This is a genomic window from Streptosporangium sp. NPDC050855 (assembly GCF_044456585.1).
In the GTDB taxonomy this organism is placed as follows: Bacteria; Actinomycetota; Actinomycetes; order Streptosporangiales; family Streptosporangiaceae; genus Streptosporangium; species Streptosporangium longisporum.
The window spans coordinates 176,968-190,645 of sequence record NZ_JBITFY010000015.1 but is presented as its reverse complement, the minus strand read 5'-3'; the positions used below and the strand labels follow the sequence as shown (position 1 = coordinate 190,645).

At 72.8% G+C, this 13,678-nt stretch carries 15 protein-coding genes; 9 read left to right on the top strand and 6 right to left on the bottom strand.

The genetic code is table 11. The features are described from left to right. Positions 1 to 67 precede the first annotated feature (67 nt). Positions 68 to 493, top strand: coding sequence for a sensor histidine kinase (locus ACIBCT_RS28095; RefSeq protein WP_399193538.1), 426 nt, complete (start codon positions 68 to 70; stop codon positions 491 to 493). A gap of 63 nt (positions 494 to 556) precedes the next feature. Here the strand turns inward: ACIBCT_RS28095 and map are convergent, their stop codons facing one another. Next, complete coding sequence (gene map / locus ACIBCT_RS28090; RefSeq protein WP_399193536.1) at positions 557 to 1,405, bottom strand: type I methionyl aminopeptidase; 849 nt, start codon at positions 1,403 to 1,405, stop codon at positions 557 to 559. Between the two features lie 44 nt (positions 1,406 to 1,449). Here map and ACIBCT_RS28085 point away from each other — a divergent pair, with 44 nt between their 5' ends. Continuing rightward, on the top strand, positions 1,450 to 1,635 hold the full coding sequence (locus tag ACIBCT_RS28085; RefSeq protein WP_344886632.1) for a hypothetical protein: 186 nt from the start codon (positions 1,450 to 1,452) through the stop codon (positions 1,633 to 1,635). 9 nt (positions 1,636 to 1,644) lie between these two features. Here ACIBCT_RS28085 and ACIBCT_RS28080 read toward each other — a convergent pair whose 3' ends face one another. Together ACIBCT_RS28080 and ACIBCT_RS28075 are read right to left on the bottom strand one after the other, a co-directional pair. Then, positions 1,645 to 2,304 (bottom strand): cyclase family protein, encoded by a 660-nt coding sequence (locus tag ACIBCT_RS28080; protein ID WP_399193534.1) that lies wholly within the window; start codon positions 2,302 to 2,304, stop codon positions 1,645 to 1,647. Continuing rightward, the gene (locus ACIBCT_RS28075; protein ID WP_399193532.1) at positions 2,301 to 2,570 is read right to left on the bottom strand and encodes a hypothetical protein; all 270 of its coding nucleotides are present in this window, start codon (positions 2,568 to 2,570) and stop codon (positions 2,301 to 2,303) included. The genes ACIBCT_RS28080 and ACIBCT_RS28075 overlap by 4 nt, the downstream gene beginning before the upstream one ends. Before the next feature lie 103 nt (positions 2,571 to 2,673). Between ACIBCT_RS28075 and ACIBCT_RS28070 the strand changes: the two genes are divergently transcribed. Beyond that, on the top strand, positions 2,674 to 3,615 hold the full coding sequence (locus tag ACIBCT_RS28070; protein ID WP_399193530.1) for a LysR family transcriptional regulator: 942 nt from the start codon (positions 2,674 to 2,676) through the stop codon (positions 3,613 to 3,615). Between the two features lie 84 nt (positions 3,616 to 3,699). On the opposite strand, the gene ACIBCT_RS28065 is transcribed toward ACIBCT_RS28070, so the two are convergent. Then, complete coding sequence (locus ACIBCT_RS28065; protein WP_399193528.1) at positions 3,700 to 4,278, bottom strand: hypothetical protein; 579 nt, start codon at positions 4,276 to 4,278, stop codon at positions 3,700 to 3,702. Between the two features lie 135 nt (positions 4,279 to 4,413). Here ACIBCT_RS28065 and npdG point away from each other — a divergent pair, with 135 nt between their 5' ends. Further along, complete coding sequence (npdG, locus tag ACIBCT_RS28060) at positions 4,414 to 5,091, top strand: NADPH-dependent F420 reductase (RefSeq protein ID WP_399193526.1); 678 nt, start codon at positions 4,414 to 4,416, stop codon at positions 5,089 to 5,091. A gap of 66 nt (positions 5,092 to 5,157) precedes the next feature. Here npdG and ACIBCT_RS28055 read toward each other — a convergent pair whose 3' ends face one another. Further along, a complete protein-coding gene (locus tag ACIBCT_RS28055) occupies positions 5,158 to 6,612 on the bottom strand; it encodes a PLP-dependent aminotransferase family protein (protein ID WP_399193524.1) in 1,455 nt (484 codons plus the stop codon). A 62-nt stretch (positions 6,613 to 6,674) separates the two neighbouring features. Here ACIBCT_RS28055 and ACIBCT_RS28050 point away from each other — a divergent pair, with 62 nt between their 5' ends. Continuing rightward, on the top strand, positions 6,675 to 7,847 hold the full coding sequence (locus ACIBCT_RS28050; protein ID WP_399193522.1) for a trans-sulfuration enzyme family protein: 1,173 nt from the start codon (positions 6,675 to 6,677) through the stop codon (positions 7,845 to 7,847). A gap of 120 nt (positions 7,848 to 7,967) precedes the next feature. Continuing rightward, the gene (locus ACIBCT_RS28045; protein WP_399193520.1) at positions 7,968 to 8,879 is read left to right on the top strand and encodes a threonine/serine dehydratase; all 912 of its coding nucleotides are present in this window, start codon (positions 7,968 to 7,970) and stop codon (positions 8,877 to 8,879) included. Positions 8,880 to 8,974: 95 nt separating this feature from the next. Here ACIBCT_RS28045 and panB read toward each other — a convergent pair whose 3' ends face one another. After that, complete coding sequence (panB, locus tag ACIBCT_RS28040; RefSeq protein WP_399193518.1) at positions 8,975 to 9,820, bottom strand: 3-methyl-2-oxobutanoate hydroxymethyltransferase; 846 nt, start codon at positions 9,818 to 9,820, stop codon at positions 8,975 to 8,977. Positions 9,821 to 10,071: 251 nt separating this feature from the next. Here panB and ACIBCT_RS28035 point away from each other — a divergent pair, with 251 nt between their 5' ends. The 3 genes from ACIBCT_RS28035 to ACIBCT_RS28025 all read left to right on the top strand — a co-directional run bounded on the left by ACIBCT_RS28035 (position 10,072) and on the right by ACIBCT_RS28025 (position 13,646). Further along, on the top strand, positions 10,072 to 11,277 hold the full coding sequence (locus tag ACIBCT_RS28035; protein WP_399193516.1) for an MFS transporter: 1,206 nt from the start codon (positions 10,072 to 10,074) through the stop codon (positions 11,275 to 11,277). A gap of 225 nt (positions 11,278 to 11,502) precedes the next feature. Next, the gene (locus ACIBCT_RS28030) at positions 11,503 to 13,017 is read left to right on the top strand and encodes an MFS transporter (RefSeq protein ID WP_399193514.1); all 1,515 of its coding nucleotides are present in this window, start codon (positions 11,503 to 11,505) and stop codon (positions 13,015 to 13,017) included. Between the two features lie 8 nt (positions 13,018 to 13,025). Beyond that, complete coding sequence (locus ACIBCT_RS28025; protein WP_399193512.1) at positions 13,026 to 13,646, top strand: TetR/AcrR family transcriptional regulator; 621 nt, start codon at positions 13,026 to 13,028, stop codon at positions 13,644 to 13,646. Positions 13,647 to 13,678: the final 32 nt, after the last annotated feature.

Sequence of the window (13,678 nt, the reverse complement as noted above, 5' to 3'; positions counted from 1 at the left end):
GCGCGCCACGCCGAGTCACATCCGGTCGGGGGGCCGGTGATCGCCATGTGCATGGGAAGGTTGAGCAGTGTCCGAGGAACTGCGCGTACGCGACGACAGGAGCCGGAGTCTGGCCCAGGCCCTTGAGGGATACCTGACCGAATGGTCCGAGCGCACCGGGATCGCCGTCGAGATCTGGGCGCTGCCCGGCCGTGACGTCCCGGCCTCCTTCGCCGAGGTCGTGCTGGCGGTGCTGGAGGAGGCGCTCGCCAACGTCGAGCGGCACAGCCGCGCCCGTACGGTCTCCGTCGCCGTCACCCACGGGCGCGGCGGGCTGCGCATGACGATCAGCGACGACGGTGTCGGCTTCTTCGGCGAGGCCCGGGGCCGGGGCGTCGTCGCCATGCGCGCCCAGGTCCGCAGGCTCGGCGGCTCGCTCGGCGTCAACGGCAGCCCCGGCGAGGGGACCACCGTCACCGGGGTGCTTCCCCTCCGGAAGCAGGGCCGGGGATAGGGTCCGGGAACGAGGCCGGGGCGGGCCGTGGACGACGGCCCGCGGCCGGTTCCGCGCTGCGGCTCAGGGAAGCGTGAGGATCTCACGGCCGGTCTCGGTCACCAGGATGGTGTGCTCGAACTGGGCGGTCCGCCTGCGGTCCTTGGTGACGGCGGTCCAGCCGTCGGGCCAGACGTCGTAGTCGATGGTGCCGAGCGTCAGCATGGGCTCGATGGTGAACGTCATCCCCGGCTCCAGGGTGACCGCCAGCGACGGGTCGTCGTAGTGCGGCACGATCAGGCCCGAGTGGAACGTGGTGCCGATGCCGTGACCGGTGAAGTCGCGGACCACGCCGTAGCCGAACCGCTTGGCGTACGCCTCGATCACCCGGCCGGCCACGTTGAGCCGGCGGCCCGGGGCGATGGCCTTGATCGCCCGGTCGGTGGCCTCCCGGGTGCGCTCGACCAGCAGGCGCGACTCCTCGTCGACGTCGCCGACCAGGAAGGTGGCGTCGGTGTCGCCGTGCACGCCGCCGATGAAGGCGGTGATGTCGACGTTGACGATGTCGCCGTCGCGCAGCACGGTGTCGTCCGGGATGCCGTGGCAGATCACCTCGTTGATCGAGGTGCAGAGCGACTTGGGATAGCCCCGGTAGCCGAGCGTGCTGGGGTAGGCGCCGTGGTCGCAGAGGAACTCGTGGCCGATCCGGTCGAGCTCGTCGGTGGTGACCCCGGGGGCCACGTGCCTGCCGACCTCCTGCAGGGCCTGGGCGGCCAGCCTGCCCGCGACCCGCATCCGCTCGATGATCTCGGGGGTCTTGACGTCGGGCTCCCCGGTCTTCGGGGTCTTCTTCCCGACGTACTCCGGCCGCTGGATGTGGGAGGGGACCTTGCGGAGGGGAGAGATCCGCCCGGGCTGGAGCAGTGTCGTCATGGTCCAGCAGTCTAGTTGTGCTTCCGGCTGGGCAGGATTGCGGCATGAGCGATCAATGGTGGTTCTGTCTCACGCACCAGGCCGTCGAACCCGACAAGGGGTGCCCGAACAAGGACCGGATGGGGCCGTACCCGACCCGCGAGGCCGCGGCCGGCGCGCTGCAGACCGCGGCCCGGCGGAACGAGGACTGGAAGAAGAACGACCGGGGGTGGGACGGGGACGACGACTGAGCCCGCCCGCTAGCCGTCCACGACGGCGTACGCGCGTACGGGGAAGGTCCCCATCCCGGCCAGCAGCGGTGGCGCGGCGTGCAGGCGGAACCCGCTGCCGGGGAGCGCGGCCAGCCCCGTCATGTGCTCCACGATGGGGATGCCCGCCGCGAGCAGCAGCGTGTGCGCGGGGCGTTCACCGCGGGGCGGGGTGTCGTCGATGTTGAGGCTGTCGATGCCGACGAGCGCGGGACCCCGCTCCGCGAGCCATCTGGCCGCCTCCGGTTCGAGGTAGGGGTGGCCGTGGAAGTAGGCGTCGGTGCCGAAGTGCCGGTCCCAGCCGGTGTGCAGCAGGACGGCCCTGCCGCGCACGTCCAGCCCCGCGAACCGGTCGAGGCCCACCGAGGGAGCCCCCTCGGCCCGTACGACCAGTCCCGGGAGGTCGGCGAGCGACTCCAGCGGCACCCCCGACAGGTCGGGTCCGTCGGGGTAGCGGTGGTAGGGGGTGTCGAGGTAGGTGCCGGTGTTGGCGACCAGCTCGACGCTGCCGATGTGGAACTCCGTGCCCGGCGCGTAGACCTCCCGCGAGGCCTCCCGGCTCAGGTGCACGCCCAGGCGCGGGCCGGGGACACCGGGGTAGGTGATCATGCCCTCGGTGATGCGGTGGCTCAGCTCGACCAGCCGGCTCACGGGACGCTCACCTGCCCGTGTCCGGTGCGGGCCCCGGCGATCCTGGCGATGGCGACGAGGCCGATCGCACCCCAGACGACGTTGAGGACCGCCGACGGCCAGGCCGCGTGAAAGGCCGAGTTGATCATGAGGGTGACCGCGCCGGTGAGGTTGATCACCTGGTAGGGCATGCCGTCGCCGGACATCCTGGACGTCGAGACCATGGCGTACCCGTACAGCAGCAGGGCGGCTCCGGCCCAGCCGAGCAGGTCGATGAAGAGGGGCACGGGATCACGCGCCCGACGGGAAGAGGTTCATGCCCCCATGGTTTCCGCCCCGGTCACTGAAGGTCAAATAAAGTTGTCTTACCATCCACGTAAGCTCAGCTACATGGAAATCGATCCCCGGCGGCTGCGGGTGCTCCACGAGGTCGCCCGGCGCGGTGGCGTCATGCGCGCGGCCGAGGCGCTCCACCTGACGGCCTCGGCGGTCTCGCAGCAGCTCGCGCTCCTGGAACGGGAGGTCGGGCTCTCCCTCATCGACAGGTCCCAGCGCCGGGTCGCCCTCACCCCCGCGGGCAGGGTGCTCGCCGGATACGCCGAGCGCGTCGAGGAGGAGCTGGACGAGGCCAGACGGGAGCTGATCCGCTTCACCGAGCGGCTGGCCGGGCCGGTGGCGATCGCCGCCTTCCCCACGGTCATCCGGCACCTGCTGGTGCCCGCGCTCGGCGATCTGGCCGAGCGCCACCCCCGGATCACGCCGCGCATCCGGGAGCTGTACGGGCCGCCCGCGCTGAGCGAGCTCCGCCTCGGCGGGGTCGACCTCGCCCTCACCGAGCAGGACGCCGACGAGGCCGTCGTGGCGCGGCAGGCCATCGTCTCCCACCCCCTGTACGTGGACGAGTACCGGATCGTGGCCCCGCCGGGCTGGGCGGAGGTCCCCCGGGAGGTGCCGGACCTGGCGGAGGTGCCCTGGGTCGCCGGGCCGCTCGACCACGCCAGCGGCCAGGCCCTGGAGCGGCTCGCCGCCCTGCACGGGTTCACCCCGCGCCGGGTGCACACGATCCAGGAGTTCCCGCCCACGCTCGCCCTGGTCGCGGCGGGGCACGGGGTGGCGATCGTGCCGTCGCTGGCCCTGCTCGACGTCCCGGACGGCGAGGTCGTCGTCACCGGCATCACCGGAGTGGGAGCCAGGAAGTTGGACGCGGTCACCCGCCTCAGCCGCACCCGCTCGGGGGAGCCCGACCCTGTGCAGGCCGTGGTCATCGCGGCGCTCAGGGAGGCGGCCGAGGGCCTGGCGGAACGCCTCCGGGCCCGCTGGAGGACGTCCTGACCGCCCCGCCGGTGAGCACGGCCGGTGAGCACGGCCGGGGCCGTGACCCGTGCGGTGCGACCCGGGGGCCCGGACCGGGCCCGCCTAGTCGTTGAGGTGCGGGCCGCTGACCCGCTCCAGCAGCCCGGCCAGCCGGTCGCGCAGTCCCGGGCGGCGGCCGACCTCTCCCGCGGCCATGCTGACCAGGTGCTGGGCGCCGTCGAAGGAGAACGGCGCCCGCTCGGGGATCGTCAGCGCGTCGTGGGCGAGACCGGCCAGCTCGGCGTCGCCGCCGTCCAGCGCCAGGATCGTCGTACCGGTCCTGCGGGCGTCGCTCACCCGTTCCAGCAGGGCCTCCGGGGCGGCCTCCTCGGCCACCACGAACAGCGTCTCGCCCCTTCGCGCCCGCTCGATCCTGTCCAGCCCGATCCGCAGGTGGGCCGGCGCGTCCGGTGCGGGCGCCCAGCGGACCAGCGTCGGGGCCAGCTGCGGCAGCCCGGAGAGCCTGGCCTCGTCGCTCAGGTGCGCGGTCAGGTGCCAGGGCTCCTCAGCGGGCGTGCCCACCACCATCAGCCCCCCGGCCGAACGCGTCGCGCGCAGGGCCAGGCCCAGCTCGCGGGTCCGCTCGATCCAGCCGGTGGAGGCCAGCATCTCGCGCAGCAGTGTCACCGCCCCAGCGTCCATGTGCCCATGGTGCCGTACGGACCCCGCGGTGATCCGGGGAACGCGATCCTGAGATGATCGGAAAAGGCGATGGACACTGGAAACATGGTCGACGGGCTCCGGCTCCGGATGACCGGGGACGACGAGGAGCGGCGAGTGAGCACTGACAACCCGACCGATGTTCCGGACGTGAGCGGCGTCTCGATCGGCATCCTGGGCGGCACCGGGGACCAGGGCAAGGGCCTGGCCCGGCGGTTCGGCCTCGCCGGCCACACCGTGCTGATCGGCTCGCGCAGCGCCGGGCGCGCCCAGGAGGCGGCGGCCACCCTCGGCGGCGCGGTACGCGGCGCCGAGAACGCGGCCGTGGCGGCCGAGGCCGACGTGGTGATCGTGGCCATTCCCTGGGACGGGCACCGCTCCACGCTGGAGTCCCTCCGCGCCGAGCTGGCCGGGAAGATCGTCATCGACTGCGTCAACCCGCTCGGCTTCGACAAGCAGGGCGCGTACGCGCTGCCGGTCGAGGAGGGCAGCGCCGCCCAGCAGGCCGCCGCGGTCCTGCCCGACAGCCGGGTGGTCGCCGCCTTCCACCACGTCTCGGCCGTCCTGCTGCTGGACCCCGAGGTCGCCGAGATCGACCTGGACGTGCTGGTGCTGGGCGACGACCGCGAGGCCACGGACATCGTGCGCGGGCTGGCGGGCCGCATCCCGGGCGTGCGGGGCGTGTACGGCGGCCGGCTGCGCAACGCCCACCAGGTCGAGGCGCTGACCGCCAACCTCATCTCGATCAACCGCCGCTACAAGGCCCACGCGGGCCTGCGCCTCACCGACATCTGACCGGCCGGCACCCTCCGGGGCCCCGGCCGGGGGCTCCTGGACGGCTGTCGGCGGGGGAGCGGACGCTCAGACGACGAGGGCCTGCAGGGTGCCGGGACGGCGGGTGCCGTCGTAGTCCCGCCAGGCCGCGGCCAGCGCGGTGACGGACGCGGTGAGCGTCTCCTCGTCGAACAGGAACGGCAGCCGCAGGTGATCGCCGTGGCCGCCCGAGGGGTCGAACGAGCGTCCCTGGGGGACCGCCACCCCGTGCCTGAGCGCGACCTGGGCGAAGGCCCCGGCGTCGCCGGGGAGCCGTACCCAGATCGTCTGCCCGCCGAGGGCGGGTTCCGCGCTCCACGAGGGCAGCTTCGCGGCGAGCTCGCCGAGGAGGTGGTCGTGGCGGCGCCGCAGGACGTCGATCCGGTCCCGGCGGAGCCGGTCCATCTGCGAGATCAGCGACGCCGCCGCGAGCTGGCCGAGGATCTCGCCGCCCAGGTCGTGGACGGCGCGCAGCCGCACCAGCCGGGAGATCACCGGTGCCGCCGCGCGGATCCAGCCGATCCGCAGCCCGCCCCAGACGAGCTTGCTGAGCGAGCCGACCGTGATGATCCGCCGCCCGTCCCCGAAGTACGCCAGCGGGGGCGGGGTCTCGCCGGAGAAGCACAGCTCGGCCGGGACCTCGTCCTCGACGAGCGGCACGTCGTGCTCGGCGGCCAGGGCGGCCAGGCGGCGCCGGACCAGCGGGGGCATGATCGCGCCGGTCGGGTTGTGGCAGGTCGGGACGAGGTACCCCAGGGCGGGGCGGTCCGCCAGCGCGGCGCCGAACGCCTCGGCGTCGGCGGCCGTGCGGAACAGGGCGGCGGCCTCCCGGAACGACTCCAGCGCGCCGGGGTAGGTCGGGGCCTCGGTCAGCACGGTGTCGCCCGGGGACAGCAGCAGGTTCGCCAGCAGGGTCAGGGCCTGCTGGCCGCCGTTGGTGACCATGATCTGCCCGGCCGTGGTGGGCACGCCGCGCTCCCGGTGGTAGGAGGCGATCCGCTCGCGCAGCTCGGGGTACCCGGCCGGGTGGTACCCGATGTCGTGCCGGATCCGGCCCAGCCGGGCCGCCGCCTCCAGGTACGCCTCCACCAGCACCGGGGGCGGGCCGTCCGGGGCGGCGCAGCTGAGCAGGGTGACGTTCTCGGGCGGGTCCAGCAGGTGCAGCAGCAGCGGGTTGGCCGTGGTGTCGGCGGTGCCGGCGGTGCCGGCCGTGCCGCCGGGACCGGACAGCGGCCGCTGGGCGGCGCAGACCCGGGTGCCGCTGCCCTGGCGCCGTACCACCCGGCCCTCCTGCTGGAGCAGGTCGTACGCGGCGACCACGGTGCCCCGGCCGACCGCCAGCGACCGCGCGAGCTCCCGGTCGGGGGGCAGCAGGGTGCCCGGACGCAGCTCCCCGTCGTCGATGAGGGCGCGCAACCGCACCGCGAGCAGCAGGTAGAGCGGGCCCCTGCCCGACGACCAGCGGCCGAGCCTGGCGATCAGTTCGTCGTTATTGGCTCCCATGATGGACCAATCTTGCCGGATTGGATCTGACAAAGGGCCTATTTTGCGTACATCCTTGGGGCATGACTGATTTCCGTCCGGAGACGCGCACCGTCCACCTTCCCCAGCCGCCGCTGAACGGCAGCCGTCCCATCACGGTGCCGCTCTACCAGACCTCCGGCTTCATCTTCGACGACCCGGCCGTCTTCGCCGACGGGATGGGCCGTCCGGACGGGGCGTTCGTCTACGGGCGCATGTCCAACCCGACGGTCCGTTCCCTGGAGGAGGCCGTCTCCGGCCTGGAGGGCGGCGTCGGCGCCGTGGCCACCGGCTCCGGCATGGGCGCCATCAACGCCGTGCTGTTCGGGCTGCTGGCGCCCGGCGACCACCTGATCGCGCAGAAGCCGCTCTACGGCGGCACCGCCGCGATGATCAACGACATGGTGGGCCGGTTCGGGATCACGGTCACCTACGTCGCCGAGGACGACCCGGCGGCGCTGCGCGAGGCCGTACGGCCCGAGACCAGGCTCGTCTACCTGGAGACCATCGCCAACCCGGTGACCCAGGTCGCCGACCTGCCCGGCATGTGCGCCGCGGCCCGCGAGGCCGGCCTGATCTCCGTGGTCGACAACACCTTCGCCTCCCCGATCCTGTGCCGGCCGATCGAGCACGGCGCCGACATCGTCGTGCACTCCACCACGAAGTACCTCAGCGGCCACACCGACGTGCTCGGCGGGATCGCCGTGTTCGCCTCCGACGAGCTGTACCGCAAGGTGTGGGCCTTCGCGAGCAAGCTGGGCGCCACCCCGGACCCGTTCGCCGCCTGGCTCACCCTGCGCGGCATGCAGACGCTGTCGCTGCGGATGGAGCGCCACTGCTCCAACACCCGCGAGCTGGCCACCCGCCTGAACGACCACCCCGCCGTCTCGGCCGTGTACTGGCCGGGCCTGCCCTCGCACCGCTCGTACGAGCTGGCGGCCAAGCTCCTGCCCGACTTCGGAGGGGTCTTCTCCTTCGACCTGGTCGGCGGGCGCGAGGCCGGGGAGCGGTTCATGAGCTCGGTGCGGCTGGCCCTGCTGGCCCCGTCCCTGGGCGGTGTCGAGACGCTCGTCCTGCACCCCGCGACCACCTCCCACCGCACCCTGACCGCCGAGGAGCTGGCCCGGCACGGGATCGGCGAGGGCACCGTACGGGTGGCCGTGGGCATCGAGCACATCGAGGACCTCTGGGCCGACATCGAGCAGGCGCTCTCCTGACCGGCGTGCGGCGCCGGGGCTTCTCCTAGACTGCGGCACGGAGGCCGCCGATCACCCGGCGGCCCTTCGAAGTCGTTCGCCTGGAACCTTCGGAGTCGTTCGCCGGGAAGGGGAGCGCGCGTGAGCGTGTCGATCGGGGACGTGGAACGGGCGGCCGGGCGCATCGCCGGGCATGTCCTCCGTACACCGGTGATCGAGGTGTCGCCCGGGTTGTTCATGAAGCTGGAGGCGCTCCAGCACTCGGGGTCGTTCAAGGCCCGAGGAGGCTTCAACAGGGCGCTGTCTGCCGGGACGCTCCCGGAGGCGGGCCTGATCGCGGCGAGCGGCGGCAACCACGGCCTGGCCGTGGCGTACGTGGCCCGGAGCCTCGGGGTCCGGGCGGAGATCTTCGTCCCGACGGTGTCCAGCCCGGTGAAGGTGGCCGGGCTGCGCGCGCTGGGCGCCGAGGTGACGCAGGTCGGAGCCTTCTACGCGGAGGCGTACGAGGCGTCGGTCAAGCGCGCGGCCGAGACCGGGGCCCTGGACGTGCACGCCTACGACCAGGCCGAGGTGGTCGCGGGGCAGGGCACGGTCGGCCTGGAGGTGCTGGAGCAGACCGGAGGGGTCGACACGGTCCTGGTCGCGGTCGGCGGCGGCGGGCTCGTCGCGGGGATCACCGTGGCCCTCGCCGGCCGGGCCCGGGTGGTCGCGGTCGAGCCCGAGCTCATCCCCACCCTGCACCGGGCCCTGGAGGCGGGCGGGCCCGTACCCGTCGGGGTCTCGGGGGTCGGCTCCGACGCGCTCGGCGCGAGCAGGACGGGCGCGCTCGCCTACGAGATCACCGCCACGGCCGGGGTGGAGAGCCTCCTGGTCGGTGACGAGGCCATCGTCGAGGCGCGGCGCGCGATGTGGCGCGACCACCGGCTCGCCGTCGAGCACGCCGGGGCCACGGCCTACGCGGCACTGCTGTCCGGCGCCTACCGCCCGGCGCCCGGGGAGCGGGTGGCCGTCGTGGTGTGCGGCGCCAACACCGACCCGGCCACCCTCGTCTGAGGGCGGCCGGGGGGCTCGTCGCGTCTCCACAGCGTCCCCGCGTCCCCGCGGGGGCTTCCACGGCTTTCGCGGGGGGCCGGGGAGCGGCCGGGTCGTCAGCGGTAGCTGTGCTCGGCGGTGGGGAAGGCGCCGGCCGTCACCTCGTCGGCGAAGGCGCGTACCGCCCTGTCCATCTCCCCGGCCAGGTCGGAGTACTTCTTGACGAACTTCGCCGGGGTGGCGGTCAGGCCCATCAGGTCCTGCCAGACGAGCACCTGCGCGTCCGTGCCGGGACCGGCGCCGATGCCGATCGTCGGGATCGACAGGGAGGAGGTGACCCGCTCGGCCAGGTCCGCGGGGACGCACTCCAGCACCACCGAGAACGCCCCGGCGTACTCCAGGTCCTTGGCGTCGGCCATCAGCTCGTCCCCGGACTGGCCGCGGCCCTGCACCCGGTAGCCGCCGAGAGCGTTGACCGACTGGGGGGTCAGGCCCAGGTGGGCCATCACCGGGATGCCCGCAGAGACCAGCGCCTCGACCTGGGGGAGCACCCGGCGGCCGCCCTCCAGCTTGACCGCGTGCGCCCCGGCCTCCTTCATGAACCGGGTGGCCGTCTCCAGGGCCTGCTGGGGGGAGGCCTGGTAGGAGCCGAACGGCAGGTCGGCCACGACCAGCGCGCGCGAGGAACCGCGGACCACGGCCGCCGTCAGCGGCATGAGATCGTCCACCGACACGGGGAGCGTCGAGTCGTACCCGTACACGACCATGGCGGCCGAGTCGCCGACGAGCAGCACGGGGATGCCGGCCTCGTCGAAGATCCTGGCGGTCATCGCGTCGTACGCGGTGACCATCGGCCAGCGCTCGCCGCGCTCCTTGGCGGCGGCGATGTCACGTACGGTGACCCTGCGTCCAGCCTGGCCGCCGTAGAGAGAGGTCGGCCGGCTGGTGACGGAAGAGGACATGTGGGACCTCCAGTGAAGTCTCGAGGCGCCCCAGTGGCGTCCCCGGACGGTTCGATGATTGCACGCGCCCGGCAGGTTCAACAGACCCGATCCGCCAGGTAATCCGATCCCGGTCGGCGGGCCGGACAGAGGGCGCCCACGCTGGGGATTCCCGCGCGGGCGGAGATCGCCGGGGACGGGCTCAGGGGGTCATCCGGTGGCGGGGACACCGGGGACGTACGGCACAATGCCGGAGGAGGTAAGTAATCATCATGGCCGTCGAACCTTACCGCCGCCTGCTGGCACTGCCGGGCGTGCGATCGTTGCTGCTGGTGGGCATGCTCGCCCGGATCCCCACGACCGCGGTCTCCATCACGCTGACCATGCACGTCGTCGATCCCAGCGGGCTGGGCCTGAACTACGTCCAGGCCGGTCTGGTGACCGCGGCCAGCACGGTGGGGATGGCCGTCGGCTCGCCGCTGGCCGGGAGGTTCGTCGACAGCCACGGCCTGCGCCCGGTGCTGGCGGTGACCACCCTCGCCCAGGTCGTCTTCTGGTCCACCGCCTGGCTGATGCCGTTCCCGCTGCTGCTGGCCGCCGCCATCCCGGCGGGCCTGTTCACCCTCCCCGTGTTCAGCGTGATCAGGCAGTGCCTGACCGCGCTGGTCCCGGTCGAGCAGCGCAGGATGGGCTTCTCCCTCGACTCCATGCTCGTGGAGCTCTCCTACATGGCGGGCCCGGCCCTGGCCATCGCGGGGGTCAGCCTGCTGGGCAGCGTTCCCACCATGGCCGTCGTCGGGGCCGGCCTGGCCGTCTCGGGAACGACGCTGCTGGTGCTGAACCCGCCCGTCCGCTCGGCCGAGGAGCTCAGGGAGCCCGCCGGCCGCGTCCCCCGGCGCCAGTGGCTCACCCCGGCGCTGCTCGGGCTGTTCGGCACGGTCATGGCGGCGACGTTCGTGCTGACCGCCACCGAGCTCTCGCTGGTGGCGACGATGCAGCGGGGCGGCGACACCGCGTGGATCGGCCTGGCGATCACCGTGTGGTGCGCCTACTCGCTGGCGGGCGGCTTCGTGTACGGCATGCTGCCCCGCGGGCTGTCACCCCTGATCCTGATCGGCGCCATGGGGGTGCTCACCATCCCGGTCGGCCTGGTCGGCGGGAACTGGCACTGGCTGCTCCTGGCCCTGCTGCCCGCCGGTGTGCTGTGCGCCCCGGCGCTGTCCTCCACGATCGAGACGGTGAGCCGCTGGGTCCCGGCCGGGGCCCGGGGCGAGGCGATGGGCCTGCACGGCACGGCCCTGCTCGTCGGCGTGGGCTGCGCGTCGCCGGTCGCGGGCGCGATCATCGACGGTCCCGGCCCGGGGTGGGCCTTCGCCACGGCCGGGCTGGTGAGCGTGATCATGGTGCTCGTCGCCCTGCCGTTCTGGCGGCGCGCCGCCACGGCCGCGCCGGAGCCATCGGTGTCGGCCTCGGCCTGACCGACCCCGCGTGTCCGCCGGCGTGCGCGGCACGCCTCGTTCCGGCCCCCGCCTCGTCCGACGGTGCCGTTCCTTGACGTCCCGACCGATAATATTGAAACGGTACGGTTGCGTATCGAAACGACGAGCGATACGGTTGTGTTTCGAAACTTAAGCGTATCGAAAAACGGGGCAACAGTGGAACACAAGCTCGGTCATCCCAGACGGTGGCAGATCCTCGGGGTGATGGTCTTCAGCCTCCTGGCCGTCGTGCTCGACAACACCATCCTCAACGTGGCGCTCAAGACGATCGCCGACCCCGTGGAGGGCCTGGGCGCCACCCAGAGCCAGCTGGAATGGGCGATCAACTCCTACACGCTCGTCTTCGCCGGCCTGCTGTTCACCTTCGGGGTGATCGGCGACCGGACCGGGCGCAAGCGCATGCTCCTGATCGGCATGGTGCTCTTCGGCCTGGCGTCACTGGCCAGCGCGTACGCCCAGGACCCCATGCAGCTGATCGTCGCCCGCGCGTTCATGGGCATCGGCGGCGCCGCCATCATGCCGGCCACGCTGGCCATCATCTCCAACGTCTTCCCCCCGGAGGAACGCGGCAAGGCGATCGGCATCTGGGCCGCGGGGGTGGGCCTGGCCGTGGCGATCGGGCCGATCACCGGCGGCCTGCTCATCGAGCACTTCTGGTGGGGCTCGGTCTTCCTGGTCAACCTGCCGATCGTCGCGGTCAGCATGGTGCTCATCGGCCTGGTCGTGCCCGAGTCGCGTGACCCCCGGCCCTCGAAGCTCGACCCGATCGGGGTGATCCTGTCGATCATCGGCCTGGTCGCCGTCACCTACGGCATCATCCGGGGAGGCGAGCTGGCCACGATCGCCAGCGCCGAGGTGCTGGTCCCGATCGTCCTGGGTATCGTCGTGCTGGCCGCCTTCGTCTGGTACGAGCGCCGCATCGACCACCCGGCCTTCGACGTCCGCTACTTCCGCGACCCCCGCTTCGCCACCGCGGTCGGCATGATCGGCATCGTGTTCTTCGCGATGATGGGCGCGATGTTCTTCCTGGTCTTCTACCTGCAGATCGTGCTGGGCTTCAGCGCGCTCCAGGCTGGCGCCCTGATGATGCCCTTCGCCGCCGCGCAGCTGATCTTCGCCCCGCTCAGCCAGCAGATGGCCAGGCGCTTCGGCGGCAGGCTGACCGCCACCGTCAGCATGGTCATCGTGGCCTGCGCGCTGGCCTCCTACGCGCTGATGGACCAGAACACCCCGGTCGTCGCGCTGGTGATCGTGTTCTTCGTCCAGGGCGCGGCGATGGCCAACATCATGCCCCCGGCGACCACCACGATCATGGAGGCGCTCCCCCGGGAGAAGGCCGGTGTCGGCTCGGCGATGAGCAACACCGTCCGCCAGGTGGCCGGAGCCCTCGGCGTGGCCCTGCTCGGCTCGCTGCTCTCGGCCACCTACCGCGACCAGATCGCCCCGGCGCTGAGCGGGCTGCCCGACCAGGCCAGGCACGCCGCGGGCGAGTCGCTGACCGCCACGCTCGGCGTGGCCCAGGGACTCGGCGCCCGTGGCTCGGCGCTGATCGAACCGGCGAAGCTCGCCTTCATCGAGGGCATGCACGTCACCGCCCTGGTCTCCGCCGCGATCGCGCTGGCCGGAGCGCTGGTGGTGCTCAAGTGGCTGCCCGGCAGGTCCTCCGAGACCCCCGCCCCGCAGACCATCGACCACGACAAGGAACCGGCAGTAGTGTAGGGACCGCGATGACGACCACCGACGAGACCCAGGCGGACGGAGCCGGCACCGCCCGCTCCGCGGGCCGCCCTCGCAGCGCCAAGGCGGAGAAGGCCATCATCGACGCCACCCTCGACATGATCGGGGAGGGCATCGGCCTCTTCGAGCTGTCGATCGAGGCGATCGCGGCCCGGGCGGGGGTCGGCAAGACCACCATCTACCGTCGCTGGTCCAGCAAGGAGGACCTGTTCGTCGACGCGGTGGCCACCCTCAAGTCGCCGTTCCCGCCGCCCACGGGGGGTTCGGTCCGCGACGATCTGGTCGCCTGCATGCGGGTCTTCCAGCGCGACGCGAACGACGCGCGCAGCCGGTGCGTGATGAGCATCGCGATGAACGAGGCGGAACGACACCCGCGCCTGGTCGAGCGCGTCAGCCAGGCGGCCATCGAGCCGCGCAAGGCGGTCGTCACCGCCCTGCTGCGGCGCGGCATGGCCACCGGGGAGCTGCGGCCCGACCTCGACGTGGGGCTCGCGATGTCGAGCCTGGTGGGAACCGTCATGTGGTACACCCGCTCCCAGGGCGAGGCCGCCTCCGCACCGGACCTGGCCGAACGCGTCGTCGACCACCTCCTCGCGGGCATCGGCACCTGACCCTCCCCGGACGGGGGCGTCCGGGGGAGATC